This is a genomic window from Rhodovulum strictum (genome assembly GCF_009649175.1).
GTDB classification, from domain to species: Bacteria; Pseudomonadota; Alphaproteobacteria; order Rhodobacterales; family Rhodobacteraceae; genus Rhodovulum; species Rhodovulum strictum.
In genome coordinates this window covers 199,593-221,337 of the sequence record NZ_WJPO01000002.1, presented here as the reverse complement: position 1 = coordinate 221,337, position 21,745 = coordinate 199,593, and the positions used below count along the sequence as shown (strand labels likewise).

General features: G+C 67.8%; 21 protein-coding genes. 14 read left to right on the top strand and 7 right to left on the bottom strand.

The genetic code is table 11. The annotated features are described in order from the left end of the window. Positions 1-5: 5 nt before the first annotated feature. From tsaE to GH815_RS02710, 9 genes are all read left to right on the top strand, one after another. Positions 6-521: a tRNA (adenosine(37)-N6)-threonylcarbamoyltransferase complex ATPase subunit type 1 TsaE gene (gene tsaE, locus GH815_RS02750; RefSeq protein ID WP_153747201.1), complete on the top strand. Its 516-nt coding sequence runs from the start codon at positions 6-8 to the stop codon at positions 519-521. Continuing rightward, positions 514-1,524: an aminoglycoside phosphotransferase family protein gene (locus GH815_RS02745; protein ID WP_153747200.1), complete on the top strand. Its 1,011-nt coding sequence runs from the start codon at positions 514-516 to the stop codon at positions 1,522-1,524. The genes tsaE and GH815_RS02745 overlap by 8 nt, the downstream gene beginning before the upstream one ends. Then, positions 1,524-2,195 (top strand): nucleotidyltransferase family protein, encoded by a 672-nt coding sequence (locus tag GH815_RS02740; RefSeq protein WP_407072154.1) that lies wholly within the window; start codon positions 1,524-1,526, stop codon positions 2,193-2,195. Before GH815_RS02745 ends, GH815_RS02740 begins: the two co-directional genes overlap by 1 nt. Next, positions 2,188-5,130: a double-strand break repair protein AddB gene (addB, locus tag GH815_RS02735; protein ID WP_153747198.1), complete on the top strand. Its 2,943-nt coding sequence runs from the start codon at positions 2,188-2,190 to the stop codon at positions 5,128-5,130. Before GH815_RS02740 ends, addB begins: the two co-directional genes overlap by 8 nt. Next, positions 5,127-8,501, top strand: coding sequence for a double-strand break repair helicase AddA (gene addA / locus GH815_RS02730; protein WP_153747197.1), 3,375 nt, complete (start codon positions 5,127-5,129; stop codon positions 8,499-8,501). The genes addB and addA overlap by 4 nt, the downstream gene beginning before the upstream one ends. Before the next feature lie 59 nt (positions 8,502-8,560). Next, the gene (gene trxA / locus GH815_RS02725; RefSeq protein ID WP_153747196.1) at positions 8,561-8,881 is read left to right on the top strand and encodes a thioredoxin; all 321 of its coding nucleotides are present in this window, start codon (positions 8,561-8,563) and stop codon (positions 8,879-8,881) included. Between the two features lie 116 nt (positions 8,882-8,997). Next, complete coding sequence (hslV, locus tag GH815_RS02720) at positions 8,998-9,558, top strand: ATP-dependent protease subunit HslV (protein ID WP_153747195.1); 561 nt, start codon at positions 8,998-9,000, stop codon at positions 9,556-9,558. Continuing rightward, positions 9,555-10,865 (top strand): ATP-dependent protease ATPase subunit HslU, encoded by a 1,311-nt coding sequence (gene hslU, locus GH815_RS02715; protein WP_153747194.1) that lies wholly within the window; start codon positions 9,555-9,557, stop codon positions 10,863-10,865. Before hslV ends, hslU begins: the two co-directional genes overlap by 4 nt. Positions 10,866-10,886: 21 nt before the next feature. Beyond that, complete coding sequence (locus tag GH815_RS02710) at positions 10,887-11,990, top strand: alpha/beta fold hydrolase (protein ID WP_153747193.1); 1,104 nt, start codon at positions 10,887-10,889, stop codon at positions 11,988-11,990. Positions 11,991-11,994: 4 nt separating this feature from the next. Here the strand turns inward: GH815_RS02710 and GH815_RS02705 are convergent, their stop codons facing one another. The 3 genes from GH815_RS02705 to GH815_RS02695 are packed head-to-tail and all read right to left on the bottom strand — an operon-like array spanning position 11,995 to position 14,274. Beyond that, positions 11,995-12,573, bottom strand: a complete 579-nt coding sequence (locus tag GH815_RS02705; RefSeq protein ID WP_153747192.1) for a Smr/MutS family protein — start codon at positions 12,571-12,573, stop codon at positions 11,995-11,997. A gap of 4 nt (positions 12,574-12,577) precedes the next feature. Then, a complete protein-coding gene (gene mltA / locus GH815_RS02700) occupies positions 12,578-13,609 on the bottom strand; it encodes a murein transglycosylase A (protein WP_153747191.1) in 1,032 nt (343 codons plus the stop codon). Beyond that, the gene (locus GH815_RS02695) at positions 13,606-14,274 is read right to left on the bottom strand and encodes a Tim44/TimA family putative adaptor protein (RefSeq protein WP_153747258.1); all 669 of its coding nucleotides are present in this window, start codon (positions 14,272-14,274) and stop codon (positions 13,606-13,608) included. The genes mltA and GH815_RS02695 overlap by 4 nt, the downstream gene beginning before the upstream one ends. Positions 14,275-14,384: 110 nt before the next feature. Here GH815_RS02695 and GH815_RS02690 point away from each other — a divergent pair, with 110 nt between their 5' ends. After that, entirely contained in the window at positions 14,385-14,876 is a 492-nt protein-coding gene (locus GH815_RS02690; RefSeq protein ID WP_153747190.1) for an FxsA family protein, read from the top strand. A gap of 58 nt (positions 14,877-14,934) precedes the next feature. Continuing rightward, on the top strand, positions 14,935-15,447 hold the full coding sequence (gene secB / locus GH815_RS02685) for a protein-export chaperone SecB (RefSeq protein WP_153747189.1): 513 nt from the start codon (positions 14,935-14,937) through the stop codon (positions 15,445-15,447). Positions 15,448-15,451: 4 nt separating this feature from the next. Here secB and dnaQ read toward each other — a convergent pair whose 3' ends face one another. The 4 genes from dnaQ to GH815_RS02665 are packed head-to-tail and all read right to left on the bottom strand — an operon-like array spanning position 15,452 to position 18,168. Beyond that, entirely contained in the window at positions 15,452-16,150 is a 699-nt protein-coding gene (dnaQ, locus tag GH815_RS02680) for a DNA polymerase III subunit epsilon (RefSeq protein ID WP_153747188.1), read from the bottom strand. Beyond that, positions 16,143-16,742 (bottom strand): dephospho-CoA kinase, encoded by a 600-nt coding sequence (gene coaE / locus GH815_RS02675; protein WP_153747187.1) that lies wholly within the window; start codon positions 16,740-16,742, stop codon positions 16,143-16,145. The genes dnaQ and coaE overlap by 8 nt, the downstream gene beginning before the upstream one ends. Beyond that, positions 16,739-17,572, bottom strand: coding sequence for a shikimate dehydrogenase (locus GH815_RS02670; protein ID WP_153747186.1), 834 nt, complete (start codon positions 17,570-17,572; stop codon positions 16,739-16,741). The genes coaE and GH815_RS02670 overlap by 4 nt, the downstream gene beginning before the upstream one ends. Further along, positions 17,569-18,168 (bottom strand): Maf family protein, encoded by a 600-nt coding sequence (locus GH815_RS02665; protein ID WP_153747185.1) that lies wholly within the window; start codon positions 18,166-18,168, stop codon positions 17,569-17,571. Before GH815_RS02665 ends, GH815_RS02670 begins: the two co-directional genes overlap by 4 nt. A 426-nt stretch (positions 18,169-18,594) precedes the next feature. On the opposite strand from GH815_RS02665, the gene GH815_RS02660 reads away from it, so the two are divergent. The 3 genes from GH815_RS02660 to mnmE all read left to right on the top strand — a co-directional run bounded on the left by GH815_RS02660 (position 18,595) and on the right by mnmE (position 21,744). After that, the gene (locus GH815_RS02660; protein WP_153747184.1) at positions 18,595-19,044 is read left to right on the top strand and encodes a CopD family protein; all 450 of its coding nucleotides are present in this window, start codon (positions 18,595-18,597) and stop codon (positions 19,042-19,044) included. Positions 19,045-19,160: 116 nt separating this feature from the next. After that, the gene (gene rho, locus GH815_RS02655; protein ID WP_153747183.1) at positions 19,161-20,432 is read left to right on the top strand and encodes a transcription termination factor Rho; all 1,272 of its coding nucleotides are present in this window, start codon (positions 19,161-19,163) and stop codon (positions 20,430-20,432) included. Between the two features lie 22 nt (positions 20,433-20,454). Next, positions 20,455-21,744: a tRNA uridine-5-carboxymethylaminomethyl(34) synthesis GTPase MnmE gene (gene mnmE / locus GH815_RS02650; RefSeq protein WP_343030621.1), complete on the top strand. Its 1,290-nt coding sequence runs from the start codon at positions 20,455-20,457 to the stop codon at positions 21,742-21,744. The last annotated feature ends 1 nt before the right edge of the window (position 21,745 follow it).

Here is a 21,745-nt window from a genome sequence, read left to right as displayed (position 1 = left end):
CGCCCATGCCGCAACCGCCCGACCCCTTTGCCATTCACCTGAGCCTTGGCTCCGAGGCCGAGACCCGCGCCCTTGCCGACCGCATGGCCGGGCTGCTGGGTACGGGCGACACGATCCTGCTGGACGGTCCGATCGGGGCGGGCAAGACCGCCTTTGCCCGGGCACTGATCGGGGCGATGCGGTCGCGCGCCGGGTTGCCGCCCGAGGATGTGCCCTCGCCGACATTCACGCTGGTTCAGGTCTATCAGGCCGGGCCGGTCGAGATCTGGCACGCCGATCTGTACCGGCTGTCCCATCCTGACGAGGTGATCGAGCTTGGCCTTGACGAGGCTTTCGGCACCGCGCTCTGCCTGATCGAATGGCCCGACCGGCTGGGCGATCTGGCACCCCAGGGCGCGTTGCGGCTGGCCCTTGCGCCCGGCGCGGCCGACGATAGCCGCGAGGCCGTGCTGTCCTTTGCCGATCCGGCCTGGTCGGCCCGCCTGACGACGGCCCTTGCCGAAATGGCCGCCGATGCCTGAGCGTGCCGAGGTGATCGCCGCCTTCCTGTCGGGTGCTGGCTGGGGCGATGCAACGCGCCGTCCGCTGGCGGGCGATGCCTCGAACCGCCGCTATGAACGGCTGACCGACGGGCTGCGATCCGCCGTGCTGATGGACGCGCCCGCCGAGCGGGGCGAGGATGTGCGCCCCTTCCTCGCCATCGCGCGGCACCTGTCGGGACTGGGCCTGTCGGCGCCCGCGATCCTGGCCGAGGATCCCGGGACGGGCCTGTTGCTGCTGGAGGATCTGGGCGACGATCTGTTCGCCCGCGTTGCCGCCCGCGATCCGGCGCAGGAAGAAACGCTTTACGCCGCTGCGGTCGATCTGCTGGCCGACCTGCACCGCGCGCCGCCCCCTTCGGGACTTGGCGCCTATGACGCGCCGATCATGGCCCGGCTCGCCCGCCTGCCCTTCGACTGGTATCTGCCCGGCATCGACGCCCCCGCGCCCGATGGCGCGGCAGCGGCGTTTCGGGCCGGAATAGAGACTGTTCTGGCCGAACACGCGCCGCCCTCTGTGCTGATCCTGCGTGACTATCATGCCGAGAACCTGATCTGGCTGCCCGACCGCCAGGGCGCCGCGCGCGTGGGTCTTCTGGACTTTCAGGACGCGCTGTGCGGGCACCCGGCCTATGATCTGGTATCCCTGCTGGAAGACGCGCGGCGCGATGTGGACGAGGGGCTGCAAGCGCGGATGCGCACGCGCTATGTGGCGGCGACCGGCACGGCACCAGACAGCTTTGATCGCGCCTATGCGCTGCTGGGCGCACAGCGAAACCTGCGCATCCTGGGCGTCTTTGCCCGACTCTGCCTGCGCGACGGCAAGCCCGGTTATCTGCCGCTGCTGCCACGGGTCTGGGGCCACCTGATGCGCGACCTGTCCCATCCCGACCTTGCCCCCCTTCGGGCGCAGGTGCTGGACCTGATCCCGCCGCCCGAGCCCGACCACCTTGACCGGATCGCCCGAAAATGCCCGGCGCGCTGATGCTGTTCGCCGCCGGGTTCGGCACGCGGATGGGCGCGCTGACCGCTGACCGGCCGAAACCCCTGATCGAAATCGCAGGCCGCGCGCTGATCGACCATGCGCTGGACCTGGCAACGGATGCCGGGATCGCCCGGATCGTCGTCAACACCCATTACCGGGCCGAGCAGCTTCACGCGCATCTGTCGGGCCGCGGCGTCGCGATCTCGCACGAGGCGGGCGCGATCCTCGACACCGGCGGGGGGCTGCGCAAGGCGCTGCCGCTCTTGGGCTCGGACACCGTTTTCACGCTGAACAGTGACGCAATCTGGACCGGCCCGAACCCGCTGGCCCGCCTGGCCGAGGCATGGGATCCGGGCCGCATGGACGCGCTGTTGCTGCTGGTCGCGGCCGACGCGGCGCGCGGCTATCGCGGCACGGGCGATTTTGCGCTGGACGCCGAAGGCCGGATCAGCCGCGCGGGACCATCGGTCTATACCGGGGCGCAGATCGTCAGGACGCATCTGCTGGACGGCATCGCCGAAGACGCATTCTCGCTCAACCGCGTCTGGGACCGCGCGATTGCCGCGGGGCGGCTGTTCGGCGTCCTGCATGCGGGCGGCTGGTGCGATGTCGGCCATCCGGGCGGCATCGCCGAAGCAGAAGCAATGCTGGCCGGGGCGCACGATGGCTGACAGCGGACCCCGCCTGTTCGGCCTGCCGCCGGGCGCCGATTTCCCGGCCGCCTTTCTGGCCGGCCTTGGGAACCGGATGGCCGACGCCCCGCCCGATGCCTGGGCGCGGATGGAAATCTGGGTGAACACCCAGCGCATGCGGCGGCGGTTGCAGGATCTGCTGGCCGCCGGGCCGCCGCGGCTTTGGCCCCGCATCCGGCTGGTGGCCGAACTGGGCAGCCATCCGGTGCTGGCCGACCTGCCCACGCCCCCCTCGCCGCTGCGCCGCAGGCTGGAACTTGCGACGCTTGTGGGCAAACTGCTTGAGATCGAACCGGATCTCGCGCCGCGCAGTTCGATCTTCGACCTTGCCGACAGCCTGGCGCGGCTGATGGACGAGATGCTGGCCGAGGGCGTGGATCCGCAGGCGCTGGACCGTCTCGACATGGGCGATCTGTCGGCGCATTGGGCGCGGTCGCGGCGGTTTCTGGGTCTGGTCGATGCCTATCTCGGCCCCGATCCGACCGCGCGCGGCAATGACGGCGCGCGCCAGCGGATGGCGGCGGAACGGCTGGCCGCGCGGTGGCGGACCGATCCGCCCGAACATCCGGTGATCGTTGCGGGCAGCACCGGGTCGCGGGGCGCGACGGCGCTGTTCATGGCAGCGGTGGCGCGGCTGCCCCGGGGCGCGGTGGTGCTGCCCGGCTTCGATTTCGACATGCCCGGCGCGACCTGGGCCAGCCTGGACGATGCGCTGGCGGCCGAGGATCATCCGCAATACCGCTTTCGCCGACTGCTGGACGCGCTGGAGATGGACGCGGCGGCGGTGCAGCCCTGGGATGCCGATGCCCAGCCGCCAAGCCCGGCGCGCAACCGGCTTGTCTCGCTCGCGCTGCGGCCTGCGCCGGTGACGGATCAATGGATGGACGAAGGCCCGCGCCTGACCGATCTGGAGGAGGCCACCGCCTGCATGTCGCTGATCGAGGCGCCCTCGCCGCGGGCCGAGGCGCTGGTGGTTGCGCTGCGATTGCGCGCGGCGGCCGAGGCGGGGCGCACGGCGGCGCTTATCACCCCGGATCGGACGCTGACCCGGCAGGTCGCCGCCGCGCTCGACCGCTGGGGCATCCTGCCCGACGATAGCGGGGGCATGCCGCTGCCACTGTCGCCGCCGGGCCGGTTCCTGCGGCAGGTGGCGGCGCTGTTCGGCCAGCGGCTGACGGTGGCGGGGCTGCTGGCGCTGCTCAAGCATCCGCTGACCGCCTCAGGCCTGGGGCAGCGGGCGCAGCATCTGCTTTGGACGCGCGAGCTTGAGTTGCATCTGCGCCGCAACGGCCCGGCCTTTCCCGATGGCACCGCGCTGGGCGACTGGGCGGGCAAGGGACGCGCGGATGGGCGGGTGGCCTGGGCCGCATGGCTTGGCGCGGCGCTTGACGGGCTGGATCGGGCCGGAACAGAGCCTTTATCGCCCCATGTCGCGCGCCATCTGGCTTTGGCCGAGGCACTGGCCGGCGGACATGACGGCACCAACAGCGGCGCGCTTTGGGCCGAGGCTGCGGGCGAGGTTGCGCTTGCCGCGTGCGACACCCTGCGGGCCGAGGCCGACGCCGGGGGCGAGATGTCGCCCGCCGATTACGCTGCCCTGTTCGACGCCATCTTGCGCGAGCACGAGGTCCGTTCGGCCCCCGAACCGCATCCCGGCATCATGATCTGGGGCACGCTCGAAGCGCGGGTTCAGGGGGCCGATCTGGTGATCCTGGCCGGTCTGAACGAGGGATCCTGGCCAGAGGCGCCCGCGCCCGATCCATGGCTCAACCGGCAGATGCGGGCGCAGCTTGGCCTGTTGCTGCCCGAACGCCGGATCGGGTTGGCCGCGCATGATTTCCAGCAGGCGATCTGTGCCCCCGAAGTCGTGCTGAGCCGCGCGGTTCGCGATGCCGAGGCGCAAACGGTCCCCGCACGCTGGCTGAACCGGCTGACCAACCTGCTGGAGGGACTAAAGGCCAATGGCGGCCAGGTGGCGCTGAAGGCGATGCAGGACCGCGGCGCAAATTGGCTGCGCCTTGCCGACGCGCTGGAACGGCCCGATGCGCCGGCGCCTGCCGCCCCGCGCCCCTCGCCCCGACCGCCTGTCGCGGACCGGCCCAGGCAATTGTCGGTGACCGCGGTCGAGCGGCTGATCCGCGATCCCTATGCCGTCTATGCCCGCCACATCCTGCGCCTGAAAGCGCTTGATCCGCTGATCCATCGCGCGGATGCGCCATTGCGCGGCACGGTTCTGCACAGGGTTCTGGAACGCTTCCTGGCCGAACCTCTCGACCCCGATCCGACGCAGGCCGAGGCGCACCTGATGGCGCTGGCCGATGCCGTGCTGGCCGAGGACGCGCCCTGGCCCGCGGCGCGCGCATTGTGGCGGGCGCGGCTGGGCCGGGTGGCGCCTGTATTCGTGCGGGACGAGGCCCTGCGGCGGGCCGCGGCGCACTGCATCGCCCGCGAACGCGCGGGGGCGGTCACGCTGGCAGACGGGTTCCGCCTGACCGCGAATGCCGACCGGATCGACCTGCGCGATGACGGGCGGCTGGTGATCTACGACTACAAGACCGGCACGCCGCCCAGCCAGAAGGCGATGGAGGTGTTCGACAAGCAATTGCTGCTGGAAGCCTGTATCGCCGAGCGCGGCGGGTTCGAGGGCATCGCCGCCGCCCCCGTGCATGAGGTCAGTTATCTGGGCCTGGGCAATCCGCCGAAAACCGTGACGAACCCGCTTGAAAACGGGCTTGTGGATCGCACCTGGGCCGAGCTTGGCCGGTTGATCGCACATTACGCGCGGGCCGGGCAGGGCTATACGGCGCGCAGCCGATTGCAGAAGCGCACGGATCGCAGCGATTACGACCTGCTGTCGCGCTTCGGCGAGTGGGACGAGACCAGCCCGCCCGTCGCGATGGAGGTGGGCGAATGACGCGCCATGATGCGACCGAGCGGCAGGTTCAGGCGGCGGATCCGGCGAACTCGACCTGGCTGGGGGCGAATGCCGGGTCGGGCAAGACGCGGGTGCTGACCGACCGGGTGGCGCGGCTGTTGCTGAACCGGGTTCCGCCGCAGCGCATCCTGTGCCTGACCTATACCAAGGCCGCCGCCAGCGAGATGCAGAACCGCCTGTTCGACCGGCTGGGCGGCTGGGCGATGCTGGGCGATGCCGATCTGCGGCACGCGCTGCGCGAGTTGGGCGTGGACGGCCCGATCGAGACGGCGCTGCTGCGCGAGGCGCGGCGGCTTTTCGCACGCGCAATCGAGACGCCCGGCGGGCTGAAGATCCAGACGATCCATTCGTTCTGCGCGTCCTTGTTGCGCCGCTTCCCGCTTGAGGCCGGTGTCTCGCCGCAATTCACCGAGATGGACGACCGCGCGGCGCGGCGTCTGCGGGCCGAGATTGTCGAGGAACTGGCCGACGGCCCCGAGTCCGCTGTCTTTGCCGGGCTCGCGCGCTTCCATACGGACGAAGACCTTGACGCGCTGACCGCCGAGATCGCGGGGCAGCGCGACCGCTTTTCCGGGGCAGGGGATGCGGATGCGATCTGGCGGCAGTTCGGTCTGGCGCCGGGCTTTGATGCTGCGGCGTTGATGGCGCAGGTTCTGACGGGGACCGAGGGCGATCTGATGGCGAGGCTGCTGCCCGCCCTGCGGGCGGGAAGCTCGAACGATCAGAAGGATGCGGTGCGCCTTGGCGCGCTGGACCTGACCCGGCGCGATCCGGCGCTTCTGGCGGGGCTTGAGGCTGTTTTTCTGAACGGTTCAGGCGCCAAGCAGCCCTTTGCGGCAAAGATCGGCGCCTTTCCCACCAAGGCGACGCAGGCCGCCCTTGGCCCTGCGCTGGACGATCTGCACGCGCTGATGGCCAGGGTAGAGGCCGCGCGCCCGCACCGCGTCGCGCTGGCCGCGGCCGAACGGACGCTGGCGCTGCATCGGTTTGCCGCCGCGTTCCTGCCGCGCTATGCGCAGCGCAAACAGGCCCATGGCTGGCTCGATTTCGACGACCTGATCCTGAAGGCGCGCGCACTGCTGACCGATCCGGGCGTCGCGCAATGGGTGCTGTTCCGGCTGGATGGCGGGCTGGACCACATCCTGGTGGACGAGGCGCAGGACACCAGCCCCGCGCAATGGGCGGTGATCGAGTTGCTGGCGCAGGAGTTCACCGCCGGGCGCGGCGCGCGCGAAGGGGTCGAGCGGACGATCTTTGTCGTCGGCGACAAGAAACAGTCGATCTATTCCTTCCAAGGCGCCGATCCGGGCGGGTTCGACCGGATGAAGGCCGCCTTTGGCGAGCGGTTGCGCGGGATCGACCGCGCGCTGGTCGATCTGACGCTGGACTATTCGTTCCGGTCCTCGCCCGCGATCCTGAACGTGGTCGATCTGACCTTTCCCGAAGGCGCGCGGCAGGGGCTGGACCGCGACATGCTGCACCGGGCGTTCCATGCCGATCTGCCCGGGCGCGTGGATCTGTGGCCCGTGGTCGAGGACAGCGAGAAACCCGAGACAGGCGATTGGGCCGACCCTGTCGATGCGCTGGCCGAGGAACATCACACTGTCCGGCTGGCCCGGCAGGTGGCCGCGTCGATCCGCGCGATGATCGACCGGGGCGAGACGATTGCGGTCAAGACGCAGGGCGGCTTTACCCGGCGCAAGCTGCGCGAGGGCGATGTCCTGATCCTGGTGCAGCGGCGGTCGGATCTGTTTCACGAGATCATTCGCGCCTGCAAGGCCGAGGGGCTGGAGGTCGCGGGCGCCGACCGGCTGAAGATCGGCGGCGAACTGGCGGTGCGCGATCTGACCGCGCTTCTGTCCTTCCTCGCGCTGCCAGAGGACGACCTGTCGCTGGCCTGCGCGCTGCGCTCGCCTCTGTTCGGCTGGGACGAGGCGGCGCTTTACCGGCTGGCGGCCTATCGCGGCCATGCCTGGCTGTGGGAGGCGCTTAGATCCGCGGATTGGGCCGGGACAGAGACGAAACTGACGCTGACCGCCCTGCGCGACGAGGCCGATTTCCTGCGGCCCTACGAATTGCTCGAACGCATCCTGACCCGCCATGACGGCCGCCGCCGCCTGATTGCCCGGCTTGGCGACGAGGCCGAAGACGGCATCGACGCGCTGCTGGCCCAGGCGCTGGCCTATGAGCGGACCGAGGTGCCCTCGCTGACCGGGTTCCTTGGCTGGCTTGAAAGCGACGAGGTCGAGATCAAGCGCCAGCTCGATTCCGCGGGAAACCGGCTGCGGGTGATGACGGTGCATGGCGCCAAGGGGCTGGAGGCGCCAGTGGTGATCCTGCCCGACACGGCCGCGCGACAGGTGCGCATCCACGACCAGCTTTATCCGCTGGAAAACGGCATCATCGCCTGGAAAACCCCGGCCGAGGACCGCCCGCCCGCGCTGGCGGCAGCGCATGAGGCGCGGGTCCGGCGCGAGGAGGAGGAGCGCGCAAGGCTGCTTTATGTTGCGATGACGCGGGCCGAGCAATGGCTGATCGTCGCGGCGGCGGGCAAGCTGACCAGGGATGGCAGCGACTGGTACAGCCGGATCGCGGCGGGGCTGGACCGCGCGGGGCCAGTGGCCTGCGATTTCGGCTTCGCAACCGGGCTGCGCTACGAATTGGGCAATTGGGGCGGTGCAGCGGCCGACGCGCGCCCGGCGCCGGCGCCGACCCTGGCGCTGCCCGATTGGGCAAAGCGCGAGGCCCAGCGCCCGGCCCGCCCGCCGCAGCCGCTGTCGCCGTCCGATCTGGGCGGGGCCAAGGTGATGCCGGGCGAGGCAGGGGGGATGGCGGCCGAGGCGGCGATGGCGCGGGGCACCTGGCTGCATCTGCTGCTGGAACATCTGCCCGACGCCCCGCCCGCCAACCGCCCGGCGCTGGCCCGCGCGCTGCTGTCCCGCTGCGATCCGCCCACCCCCGAGGCCGAGATCGACAGCCTGCGCGCCGAGGCCGAGGCGCTGCTGGCCGATCCACGGCTTGCCCCCGTCTTTGCCCCCGGCACGCTGGCCGAGGTGCCGTTTTCCGCCGACCTGAACGGCCGCCCCCTGCGCGGCACCATCGACCGGCTGATCGTCACCGCCGATCACGTTTGCGCGGTCGATTTCAAGACCAACGCGCTGATCCCCGACCGGCCCGAGGATGTGCCCGAGGGGCTTTTGCGGCAGATGGGCGCCTATGGTCATGCTTTGGCAGCGATCCATCCCGGGAAACGGATCGAAACCGCGATCCTCTGGACGCGGACGGGGCGGCTGATGGACATCCCCGCCACCCTCAGCAAAGCGGCGCTGGCCCGCGCGCCCCTGCCTTGACGCCCCAAGGCCCGCTTCTTACTGTCCGGCAACGATCGCAGGTTCCAAGGAGAGACCCGATGCCGACCCATTCCGTCACCGACGACACCTTCGACGCCGAGGTGCGCCAGTCCGACATTCCCGTGGTGGTGGATTTCTGGGCCGAGTGGTGCGGACCCTGCAAGCAGATCGGCCCCGCGCTGGAAGAACTGGCGGACGAGTACGAGGGCAAGGTCAAGATCGTCAAGGTCAACGTGGACGACAACCCCAACACCCCCGCCCAGATGGGCGTGCGCGGCATCCCGGCGCTGTTCCTGTTCAAGGACGGGCAAGTGGTGTCCAACAAGATCGGCGCCGCCCCCAAGGCCGCGCTGAAAGGCTGGATCGAAGAGTCGGTCTGATTTCGACCGCCCGGGGCTGAGACAAAGGGGCGCTGCGGCGCCCCTTTCTGTTGCGCGCCTTGTGGGGCAGCATCGGGCACATATATGCGCCGAAGCGCGAGGCACGGAGGGCGCCCATGGCAAGAGACGAGTTTCCCGGCTGGCACGGCACGACGATCATCGGCGTCAAGCGTGGCGGGCAGGTGGTGATTGCGGGCGACGGGCAGGTGAGCCTGGGCCAGACCGTCATCAAGGGCACCGCGCGCAAGGTGCGCCGCCTGTCGCCCGGCGGCTTTGACGTGGTGGCGGGGTTCGCGGGCTCGACCGCGGATGCCTTTACCCTGCTCGAACGGCTGGAGGCCAAGCTGGAAGCAACCCCCGGCCAGTTGCAGCGCGCGGCGGTCGAACTGGCCAAGGACTGGCGCACCGACAAGTATCTGCAAAAGCTCGAAGCCATGCTGATCGTCAGCGACGGCACCGAGATCTATGTCGTGACCGGTGCGGGCGATGTCCTGTCACCCGAACATGACGTGGCGGCCATCGGCTCGGGCGGGAATTACGCGCTGGCCGCCGCCCGCGGGCTGATCGAGAACACCCAGCTTTCGGCCGAGGAGATCGCCCGCAGGGCCATGGCGATCGCCGCGGATATCTGCGTCTACACGAATGGCAACCTGACGGTGGAGACGATTTCGAAATGACCGACCTGACCCCCCGCGAGATCGTCTCGGAACTGGATCGCTTCATCATCGGGCAGAACGACGCCAAGCGCGCCGTGGCGGTCGCGCTGCGCAATCGCTGGCGGCGCAAGCAATTGTCCGACGACCTGCGCGAAGAGGTGTATCCCAAGAACATCCTGATGATCGGCCCCACCGGCGTCGGCAAGACCGAGATCTCGCGCCGCCTTGCGCGGCTGGCACGTGCGCCCTTCATCAAGGTCGAGGCGACCAAGTTTACCGAAGTCGGCTATGTCGGGCGCGACGTGGAACAGATCATCCGCGATCTGGTGGACAGCGCCATTGCCCAGACCCGGGACTGGATGCGCGACGAGGTCAAGGCCGCGGCGCATCAGGCCGCCGAGGAACGGGTGATCGAGGCCATCGCCGGGACCGATGCCCGCCAGCAGACGCGCGAGATGTTCCGCGGCAAGCTGAAGCGCGGCGAACTTGACGAGACGATGATCGAGCTTGAGGTGGCCGATACCTCGAACCCGCTGCCGATGATGGAGATCCCCGGCATGCCGCCCGGCCAGGGCGGGGGGATGATGTCGCTGGGCGATCTGTTCGGCAAGGCATTCGGCGGGCGGCGGGTCCGGCGCCGGATGACGGTGCGCGACAGCTACGAGATCCTGATCTCGGAAGAGGCCGACAAGCTTCTGGATGACGAGGCGGTGACGCGCACCGCGCTGGAGGCGGTGCAGGAAAACGGCATCGTGTTCCTGGACGAGATCGACAAGGTCTGTGCCCGGTCCGACACGCGCGGCGCCGATGTCAGCCGCGAGGGCGTGCAGCGCGACCTGCTGCCGCTGATCGAGGGCACGACGGTTTCCACCAAGCACGGCCCGGTCAAGACCGACCATATCCTGTTCATCGCCTCGGGCGCCTTCCACATCGCCAAACCGTCCGACCTTTTGCCTGAATTGCAGGGGCGGTTGCCGATCCGGGTGGAATTGCGCGCGCTGACCGAGGCCGATTTCGTGCGCATCCTGACCGAGACCGAAAACGCGCTGACCCGGCAATATGCCGCGCTGATGGAAACCGAGAAGGTCAACGTCACCTTCACCGAGGATGGCATCGCGGCGCTGGCGCGGATCGCGGCCGAGGTGAATGAAAGCGTCGAGAATATCGGCGCGCGGCGGCTTTACACGGTGATGGAGCGGGTGTTCGAGGAGCTGAGCTTCACCGCCCCGGATCGCGGCGGCGACGCGGTCGTGGTGGATGCCGCCTTCGTCGAGAAGAACCTGGGTGCGCTGACACGTTCGATGGATGTGACCCGCTACATTCTGTAGGAATTGCCGCAGGGGCCGCCCGTGCTGCGACAGATCGCGTTCCTTCTGTGCCTTGTCGCGCTGGCGGGTTGTGCGGCGCGGGGCACGTTGGCCGTCATGCGCGAACCGGCGACGGGTGCGGTCGAACGTCAGGTCTTTGTCGGAACGACGCGCGAGCGGACCCCGGGCGGATTGTTCGGCAATACGCGCTCGGAAACGGTCGGTTTCGGGGCGTTCACGGTGGCAGTTCCGCCCGACCGCGCGCCCGGGGAAATCGCCTATCCCAAGGGGCAGCCCGATCCCGGGCGCCAGTTCGTGATGACCTCGGCCCGGCTGTTCGACCGCGCGCCGACCTTTACCGCTGCACTGGCGCGCGATCTTGCTGCGCGGCCCCGCGGCAAGCGGGCGGCGGTCATCTTTGTCCACGGCTTCAACACCAATTTCACCGAAGGTCTGTACCGATCCGCCCAGCTTGCCCATGATTTCGGGATCGAGGGCGTCGCGCTGCATTATTCCTGGCCCAGCGCGGCCAGCCCCTTTGGCTATGCCCATGACCGCGACAGCGCGCTGTTCGCCCGCAAGGGATTTACCGAATTGCTGGACGCGGTCATCGCGGCCCGGCCCGACGAGGTGCTGATCGTGGCCCATTCGATGGGCGCACTGCTCAGCATGGAAGCCCTGCGCCAGATGGCGCTGACCAGCCCCGGCCGCGTTGCGCGCGAGATTGACGGGCTGATCCTGTTGTCGCCCGATATCGACGTCGATGTGTTCCGCGCGCAGGTGCGCGATATCGGTGCGATGCCGCCGAATGTGGTTGTCTTCACCTCGCAACGCGACCGGGCGCTGCTGCTGTCGGCGCGGCTGTCGGGCCAGCGCGAGCGGCTGGGCAATATCCAGAGCGTCGGCGAACTGGCCGATCTCAGGGTCACGGTGCTGGATGTGACGGGGTTTTCGACGGGCATGGGCCATTTCACCGCCGGAAGCTCGCCCGACCTGATCCGGCTGTTGCGCAACGTGCCGACCCTGCAACAATCCTTTGACGAGGGTGCGGCCGGGCGGCCGGGGCTTTTGCCGGGCACGGTCATCACCGTGCAGAACGCAACCGGCATCATCCTGTCGCCGCTGACGGCGCTGGCGGGGCAATGACCGCTCAGCGCGGGCGGCGCAGATAGATGTAAAGCGCGCCTTCGCCGCCATGCCGGCGATGCGCCTGGGCAACCTGCAACACGGCAGCGGCCAGCGGCGGCTGGTGCAGCCAGTGCGGCACCTGGCGTTTCAGGACGCCGCGCCGTTCCGGGATCGGCCCGTCGCCATCCGGCCCCGCGCCCTTGCCGGTGATGACCAGCACCAGCCGCCGCCCCTCGGACTGGGCGCGCAGGACAAAGCGGATCAGCGCGGGATGCGCCTCGGCCAGGGTCATGCCGTGCAGGTCGATGCGCGCCTCGGGTGACAGCTTGCCGCCCTTGAGCCGGGTATGGGCCTTGCGGTCCATGCGGATCTCGGCGCCGGGGTCGGGGGCAGGGATGGCGGCGCCGTTGGCGCGCGATCCGATGCGGAAGGGGGCGATGGGCGTGGTGGGCGGCGGCGCGATCTGGGGCGGGGTGGGCGGCGGTTCCGGTTCCGGCTGGGGCAAGGGCCGCTTGCCCGGCAGGGGCCGGATGCGCCGGGCAACGTTATCCCAGAGCGCGCGGTCTTCGCCCGTCAACTGGCCGGAACGGCGACGGGGCATCGGCCTAGCCCTCGGGCAGCATGGCAAGCGCGGTTTCGATCGGCAGAAGCACGACCATGCGCCCGCGGTCACGGATGCGCCCGGCCTTTTCGCCCGCCGCCTTGCCCGTTCCATAAAAGATGTCGGCCCGCTGCGCCCCCTTGATCGCAGAACCGGTGTCCTGCGCCACCATCAGCCTGTGCAGCGGCGCGCGGCCGCCCTTTTCGATCCAGACCGGCGCGCCCAGCGGCACAAAGGCGGGATCGACGGCAATGGTGCGCATCGCCGTGATCGAGCGGTTCATCGCCCCCAGCGGCCCCTTGTCGGCGGGCAGGTCGTCCAGTTCGCGGAAGAACACGAAGGAGGGGTTGTGATGCAGCAGCGCGCGCCCTTCCTCGGGGTTGCGGCGCACCCAGGACCGGATCACCTGGGCCGATACCTGATGCGGTTCATAGACGCCGCGGCGCACCAGTTCCTGCCCGATCGAGCGGTACTGATGGCCGTTCTTGCCGCCATAGCCGATCCGCAGCGTCGCCCCATCGTTCAGCCGGATGCGGCCCGAGCCCTGCACCTGAAGGAAGAACACATCCACCGGATCGTCGAGCCAGGCGATTTCAAGCCCGCGACCGCGCAGGATGCCGTCTTCCTCGATCTCGCGGCGGGAATGCCACGGCTCGCCGGACACCAGATCGGGCGGGGTGCGGTAGACCGGAAAGCGGAAACGCCCGTCGGGGCGGCGCGCGCCGTCCAGTTCAGGCTCGAAATAGCCGGTGAACAGCGCCGGGTTGTTGCCGCCGATCAGGACAGGGCGGAAGAACAGCTCGAAAAAGCGGCGCGCATCCTGCTGGTGCATGGCCACCGCACAAAGCGAGGACCAGACCGGATCGGGCAGATCGGTGCAGGTTTCGCGAAAGACGGCCAGCGCGGTGGCGTGGTCGTCCTTGTCCCAGCCCTTGAGGTCGGAAAAGCGCAGGATTTCGACAGTCGTATCGGGCTGCGCCTGTCCGGCGCCCATCACCAGCGCCAGGCAGGCCGCAGCGCCGAGCCCACGGATCATTCGCCCGTGGCGACGAGCTGCCAGTTCGGATCGTCGACCCCCATCCGGCGGGCAAAGGTCCAGACATCGCGCTGGCGCTTGATCTCGTTCGGGCTGCCCTCGACCACATCACCCTCGGCATTGCGCACCACAGAGGTCAGTTCGCCGACAAATTTCACCGTCAGCTCGGCCTCGCCGGTATCGCGGTCGAAGGTCGCGTCCTTCAGCGCCAGTTCGCGCACGCCGACGAAATTGGCCTCGACCGTCAGGCCCTGATCGTCGCGCAGCGCGACCACCTCGGCAAAGCTGTCCTGCACCTCGGGCGCAAGGAAGTCCTCGACTTCCTCAAGCTCGCCGCGCTCGAACGCCATCAGGATCATCTCATAGGCACCGCGGGCGCCATGCAGGAACTCGCCCACCGAAAAGCCCGGCTCGGCCATCTTCATGGCGGCAAGCGCCTTGGCCGCGGGGCTGCCATCGGGGACATGGTCGGTGATGTCGCTGTCAACACCGCCCTGGATCACCTCGAATTCGCGGCGGGCGTCGGACCGGCGCGATGCCGGGTCGGGCATCGACAAGGGCGGCTTCTCGAAACCCTCGCGCGTGCCGAGCACCGATCGCAGGCGCAGGATCAGGAACACGGCAATTCCCGCGAGAACCAGAAGTTGGATTATGGCAGAGCCCATGTAGACCTCGCAGCGTGCCGTCAGGCTTTGTATCGTATCGTTTCCGGACATATGTAAGGCACGTGCCGGGTCAAGTCCACCTGCCCGGTCCGGCTGTTCGAGGTTTCGCCATGTGGCTCTTTCTGATCTTTCTTGCCGTCCCGCTGATCGAGATCGCCCTGTTCATTCAGGTCGGCGGCCTGATCGGGCTGTGGCCGACGCTGGGAATCGTGCTTCTGACCGCGGCCATCGGCACCTGGCTGATCCGGCTGCAAGGCGCACTGGCGCTGTCGCAGCTCAGGAATTCGTTCAGGGAATTGCGCGATCCGGCCGAACCGCTGGCCCATGGCGCGATGATTCTCTTTGCCGGGGCGCTGCTGCTGACACCCGGATTCTTTACCGATGCGGTGGGTTTCGCGCTGCTGATGCCGCCGGTGCGCGCCACGGCTTACCGCTGGCTTGCGAAACGGATTGTCGTTCAGGGCATGAGCTATGGACCCGACCCTTACGCCCGGACGCGCAGGAACACAGATGCGCAATCCGAGGTGATCGAAGGCGATTTCGAGGAGATCGCGCCACAGGGCAACCCGCGCCCCGGCAGCTCCGGCTGGACGCGCCATTGAGCCCGAGCGCCCAAGCTGATAAGTCGCTTTTCAACACAACATTCGCCAGGAGCACAGCATGAGCGAGACCGAAGGCAACGGCGCGGGTGCGCAGCAACCGCCGCAGGTGCGGATGCAGATCCTCGGCCAGTACATCCGGGACCTGTCGTTCGAGAACATCCTTGTCCAGAAGGGCGTTCAGGGAGAGGTGACGCCCGATATCAGCGTTCAGGTCGGGCTGGACGCGCGCAAGCGTGCCGTCGAACATCAGTACGAGATCATCTGCAAGTTCACGATCAACTCGAAGAACAAGAATGACGGCGCGTCGATGTTCCTGCTGGAACTCGATTACGGCGGGGTGTTCCATGTCGAGAACGTGCCCGAAGACCAGCTTCACCCGTTCCTTCTGATCGAATGCCCGCGGATGCTGTTCCCCTTCATCCGCCGCATCGTATCCGACATGACCCGCGATGGCGGTTTCCCGCCGCTGAACCTAGAGCCGGTCGATTTCGTGGCGCTTTACCGTCAGGAAATCGCGCGCCGCGCCCAGGAAGGTGCGCTGAAACAGCCCGGCAACGGCGGAACCGCCTGAGATTTCAGGTGAAGCGGTTCCAAAGGGCCGCTTCGCCCAACCCCGCGACGAAGGCGGCATGCGCCGCCGCCTCGTCTTCGGTCAGGCGGGGGGGCAGCGGATTGGCCCGGGGGCGGGGGCGCCACGGCTCATCTGCCCCGCCAGCGGCGGACCCGGCGCCCGCCGGATGCGCGGACAGAACCAGATCCGGTTGCCGCCCGCCGATCAGTTCCAGATAAACCTCTGCCAGGATCTCGGAGTCCAGCAGCGCCCCGTGCTTTTCGCGCGCCGAGTTGTCGACCCCGAACCGGCGGCACAGCGCGTCAAGCGAGGCGGGCGAGCCGGGAAACTTCTTCCGGGCCATAGCCAGCGTGTCGATGGCGCGTTCCCACGGGATCAGTGGCAGGCCGATCCAGCCCAGTTCGGCATTGAGAAACTTCATGTCGAAGGCGGCATTGTGGATCACCAGCCGCGCATCGGCGACAAATTCGACGAATTCGGCAGCCACCAGCCGGAACACCGGCTTGTCGCGCAGGAAGTCGTCGCCCAACCCGTGTACCTCGAACGCCTCGGGCGGCATGGGGCGTTCGGGGTTGATGTATTGGTGATAGGTCCGGCCCGTGGGCAGGTGGTTCCACAGTTCGACCGCACCGATCTCGACGATCCGATGGCCTTCGGTCGGCTCGAAGCCGGTGGTCTCGGTATCCAGAACGATCTCACGCATGGGCGGCCCTCAGCTTGTCGACCAAGGCTTGCACCGCGGCCCGGGTCTGTTCAAGGCTGCATGTCTCGATGACATGATCGGCGCGGGCGCGCTTTTCGGCGTCGGGCATCTGCTTGGCCAGAAGCATCTGGAACTGCGCTTCGGTCATACCCGGGCGGGACAGGACGCGGGTGCGCTGCGCCTCGGGCGGGGCGGTGACGACAAGCACGGCGTCAAGCCACGCCTCGGCGCCGGTCTCGAACAGAAGCGGGATGTCCAGCAGCAGAAGCGGGGCGTCAGGTTGCGCGGCGATGAACTCCGCCCGGTCGGCGGCAACCAGCGGATGAACCGCGGCCTCGATACGGGCCAGCGCCGTCGGATCACGCGCGATCCAGGCTTTCAGCGCGGCGCGGTCCACGCCATCCACCCCAACCGCCTCGGGGCAGAGCGCGGCAATCGCAGGCATGGCGGCACCGCCGGGCGCATAAAGCCGGTGAACCGCCGCATCGGCATCCCAGACCGGCACGCCCAGCGCGCGAAACATCTCGGCGGTTGTCGATTTGCCCATCCCGATCGAGCCGGTCAGGCCCAGCAGAAACGGCTGCCCGGTCATCCGGCCAGCAACACGGCGCGCGCGGCATGGTCCACTTCGGGGCGGCGGCCGAACCAGCGTTCGAAACCGGGCGCTGCCTGATGCAGCAGCATCCCCAACCCGTCGACCGCGATGCAGCCCCGCGCGCGCGCCTCGGCCAGAAAGGCGGTTTCAAGCGGCGTATAGACCAGATCGGACACCACCATGCCGGGGCGCAGGGCATCAAGCGGCACGCGAAATTCGGACTTGCCCACCATGCCCAGCGACGTTGTGTTCACCACGGTCGCCGCGCCCTCGATCATGCCGCCCGCCTGTACCCAGTCATGTACGACGATCTTGGGCCCGAACTCGGCCCGCAGCGCCTCGGCACGCGAACGGGTGCGGTTGCTGACCCGGATCTCGCGCACACCCTGTTCGGACAGCGCCGCGATCACCGCCCGCGCCGCGCCACCGGCCCCCAGAACCGCCGCAGGCCCCGCCGCCGGATCCCAGCCCGGCGCACCCTGGCGCAGGTTCTCGATGAAGCCGATGCCGTCTGTATTGTCGGCATGCACCTTGCCATCGGCTCGGAAGATCAGCGTATTCGCCGCCCCGATCAGCGCCGCCCGGTCGGAAACCAGATCGGCAAGGCCAAGGATCGTCTCCTTGTGCGGGATGGTCACGTTCACGCCGACGAACCCCATGCGCGGCAGCGCGGCCAGCACCGATTTCAGATCGACCTGCGCGACATCCATCGGGACATAATAGCCACGGATGCCGTAACGCTCCAGCCAGTGCCGGTGCAGCAGCGGCGACTTGGAATGTGCGACCGGCGAGCCGATCACCCCGGCCAGCGGTATCTTTTCACTCATGCCATCAACGCTCCGCGGGTGGTCAGAAAGGTCAGAAGCGGCAGAAGGGGCAGCCCCAGGATATCGAAATAGTCCCCCTCGATGCCCGAGAACAGGCGGATCCCCTCGTCCTCGATCTTGTAGGCGCCGACGGCATCGCGCACGCTCTCCCAGTTCCGGTCAAGATAATCGTCCAGAAAGGCATCGGAAAAAGAGCGCATGGTCAGCGTCACCTTGCCGACATGGCGCCAGAGCGGCTTGAGATCGTCATAGACGACGACGGCCGACAACAGCTCGTGCGGCCCCCCACGCAAGGCCCGCAACTGCGCGCGCGCCTCGTCCGGCGAGCCGGGTTTGCCCAGCACCCGGCCGCGATGCGCCAGAACCTGATCGCAGCCGATCACCAGCGCATCGGGCGCCTTGGCCGCCGCGCGCTCGGCCTTGAAGGCGGCCAGTGTCTCGGCAATCTCGTCTGGCGGGGCGCGCTCGGCCTCCAGCCCGGCCCGGATCGCGGCCTCGTCCACGGCGACCGGCATCACCTCGAAGACCAGACCGGCCCGTTCGAGCAGCTCTCGCCGGATCGGCGAGCCGGAAGCAAGGATCACACGTTCATTCATACGGGCAGAACCCTGTGGAAAAGCGGGGGTACAGCTTTCGCATGTGGTGGAACAAGCCGCGCCAGAGCCCCCGGGGTGCCGGTCAGTGGGGAAAAAGTCAAGTCAGGGCACATCCCCCTCCACGGTGGATCGTCGCATCCCGGGGCTGTGCGGGACTCGGCTCTGGCGAAATCATCCCCGGCCATCCACAGGCCGCAACCCGGCGACGCCCGGACAAGACACTGAAAGCAAATGCGTTTCTGACGGCCTGCCGGATATTCGAAGGATTCCAACACAATTATCAACATCGGCCGCCCTGTGGAGAAAACCGGGGACGGACCGATAATCCCCATGATCCACAGCCCCCACAAACAACATCATCTTTTCTTTTCTTTCCTTAATCTCTTAGAAGGAGCCCAAGATCGATCCTGCGCTGGAGTGGAAAGAATGGGTGAGTTCCTCGCGTCCTACTATTTCTGGACGAAGTCGCTGCACATCATCGCGGTGCTGACCTGGATGGCTGGCATCTTCTACCTCCCGCGGATCTTCGTCTATCATGCCGAGCGCGCGGCGGTGGGCAGCGAGACGGACGAGATCTTCAAGGTCATGGAGATGAAGCTTTACCGCTACATAATGAACCCCTCGATCATCCTGGTCTGGGTGTTCGGCCTTGCGCTGGTCTTCACGCCCGGGATCGTGGACTGGGGTCTGGTCTGGCCCTATGCCAAGGCCGCCGCGGTGATCGCGATGACCTGGTTTCACATGTGGCTTGGCCTGCGTCGAAAGGAATTTCTGGCGGGGCTCAATACCCGGTCCGGGCGCAGCTACCGGATGATGAACGAAGTCCCCACGCTTCTGATGCTTGTCATCGTCTTCGCGGTCGTCCTGAAATTCTGAACGATTGACTCACGCGGTCCGTGGGCTTATGAGCCGCGCTAGCGGGCCGTCCGGCCATGCGCGCTCCCCCTTTTTGCAGGCCGCACCCGCCGGGTGCCATTTATGCGATATTCCCCATGACCCAGGAAAGCCTCAACCTCGCCGATCTCAAGGCCAAGAGCCCCAAGGATCTTCTCGCCATGGCCGAGGAGCTGGAGATCGAGAACGCCTCGACCATGCGCAAGGGCGAGATGATGTTCTCGATCCTGAAGGAGCGGGCCGAGGAAGGGTGGGAGATCGCGGGCCAGGGCGTGCTGGAGGTGTTGCAGGACGGGTTCGGTTTCCTCCGCTCGCCCGAGGCAAACTATCTGCCCGGCCCGGACGACATCTATGTGTCGCCCGACATGATCCGGATGCATTCCTTGCGCACCGGCGACACGGTCGACGGGGTGATGGTCGCCCCGCGCGAGAACGAACGCTACTTTGCGATCACCAAGGTCACGCGGATCAATTTCGAGGATCCCGACCGGGCGCGGCACAAGATCAACTTCGACAACCTGACGCCGCTTTATCCTGACGAGCGGCTGAAGATGGAAATCGAGGATCCGACGATCAAGGACCGTTCGGCCCGGATCATCGATCTGGTGGCGCCCATTGGCAAGGGCCAGCGCGCGCTGATCGTCGCGCCGCCGCGAACCGGCAAGACGGTCCTGTTGCAGAACATCGCCCATTCGATCGAGACCAACCATCCCGAATGCTACCTGATCGTGCTGCTGATCGACGAGCGCCCCGAAGAGGTGACCGACATGCAGCGCAGCGTGAAGGGCGAGGTGATTTCCTCGACCTTCGACGAACCGGCAACCCGGCACGTCGCGGTGGCCGAGATGGTAATCGAAAAGGCCAAGCGGCTGGTCGAGCACAAGCGAGATGTTGTGATCCTTCTTGACTCGATCACAAGACTTGGGCGAGCATACAATACCGTGGTGCCGTCCTCGGGCAAGGTGCTGACCGGTGGTGTCGATGCCAACGCCCTGCAACGGCCCAAGCGGTTCTTCGGCGCCGCCCGGAACATCGAGGAAGGGGGGTCGCTGACCATCATCGCGACCGCCCTGATCGACACCGGCAGCCGGATGGACGAGGTGATCTTCGAAGAATTCAAGGGCACGGGTAACTCGGAACTCGTGCTCGACCGCAAGGTGGCGGACAAGCGGGTCTTCCCGGCCATGGACATCCTGAAATCCGGCACGCGGAAAGAGGATCTGCTGGTCGATCAGAAGGATCTGCAAAAGACCTTTGTCCTGCGCCGCATCCTGAACCCGATGGGCACCACCGATGCCATCGAGTTCCTGATTTCCAAGCTCAAGCAGACCAAGACCAATTCCGAATTCTTCGATTCGATGAACACCTGAGGGCCGCGCCCGGAGGTGAGCCGTGGACACGATCTTCGCCCTCGCGACGGCGCGCGGAAAAGCGGGCGTTGCTGTCGTCCGCATCTCCGGCCCGAAAGCCGTTGAAGCAGGGGCTGCGCTGACGGGCGTTCTGCCGCCGCCGCGTCGCGCCGGGTTGCGTCGGCTGAAAGAAAGCGGCGGCGAGGTGCTGGACGAGGCGCTGGTTCTGCGCTTCGAAAAGGGCGCCAGCTTCACCGGCGAAGACGTGGTCGAACTGCATTGCCATGGCAGCCCCGCGACGGTGACCGCACTGCTGCGAACGCTCGGCGACATCGACGGTTTGCGCCTGGCCGAGCCCGGCGAATTCACCCGCCGCGCGCTGGAAAACGGGGTGCTGGATCTTGCGCAGGTCGAAGGTCTGGGCGACCTGCTGGAGGCCGAGACCGAAGCCCAGCGGCGGCAGGCCCTGCGCGTTCTGTCCGGTGCGCTGGGTGCTAGGGCCGAAGAATGGCGATCCGCCCTGATCCGCGCCGCGGCGCTGCTGGAGGCGGTGATCGACTTCGCCGACGAGGATGTGCCGGTCGATGTGACGCCCGAGGTCGCCGATCTGTTGCAGGGGGTCGCCCGGTCGCTGGAGGCGGAAATCGCCGGGGTCGCGGCGGCCGAACGTATCCGCGAGGGCTTCGAGGTTGCCATCGTCGGCCCGCCGAATGCAGGGAAATCGACGCTTCTCAACCACTTGGCGGGGCGCGAGGCCGCGATCACCTCGGAACACGCGGGAACCACGCGCGACGTGATCGAGGTCCGGATGGACCTGCACGGCCTGCCCGTGACCATCCTCGACACCGCCGGGCTGCGCGAAAGCGGGGACGCGGTCGAGACCATCGGCATCGAACGCGCGATTGCGCGGGCGCGGTCGGCCGATCTGCGGGTGTTCCTGCTGGACGCGACCGGGCAGACCCTGGGGCTGGAACCGGCGCCAGAGGATATCGTCGTTCGGGGCAAGGCGGATATCGGCGGGAAAGCGGAATTCGCCGTTTCGGGCAAGACCGGGGAAGGGGTGGCCGAGCTGGTGGCGCGGATCACCGCGCGTCTTGAAACCAGGGCCGCGCGGGCCGAAACCGCCACGCGCGAGCGGCACCGGCTGGCGATGATCCGGGCGCAGGCGGCTATCGCCGAGGCGCAGAATCGGCTATCGCTGGGCCTAGAGGCGGCGGAACTGGCTGCCGAGGAGCTGCGCAGCGCGATCCGGGCCCTTGATTCCCTTGTCGGCCGTGTCGATGTGGAGCATGTGCTGGACGAAATCTTTGCGCGGTTCTGCCTGGGCAAGTGAG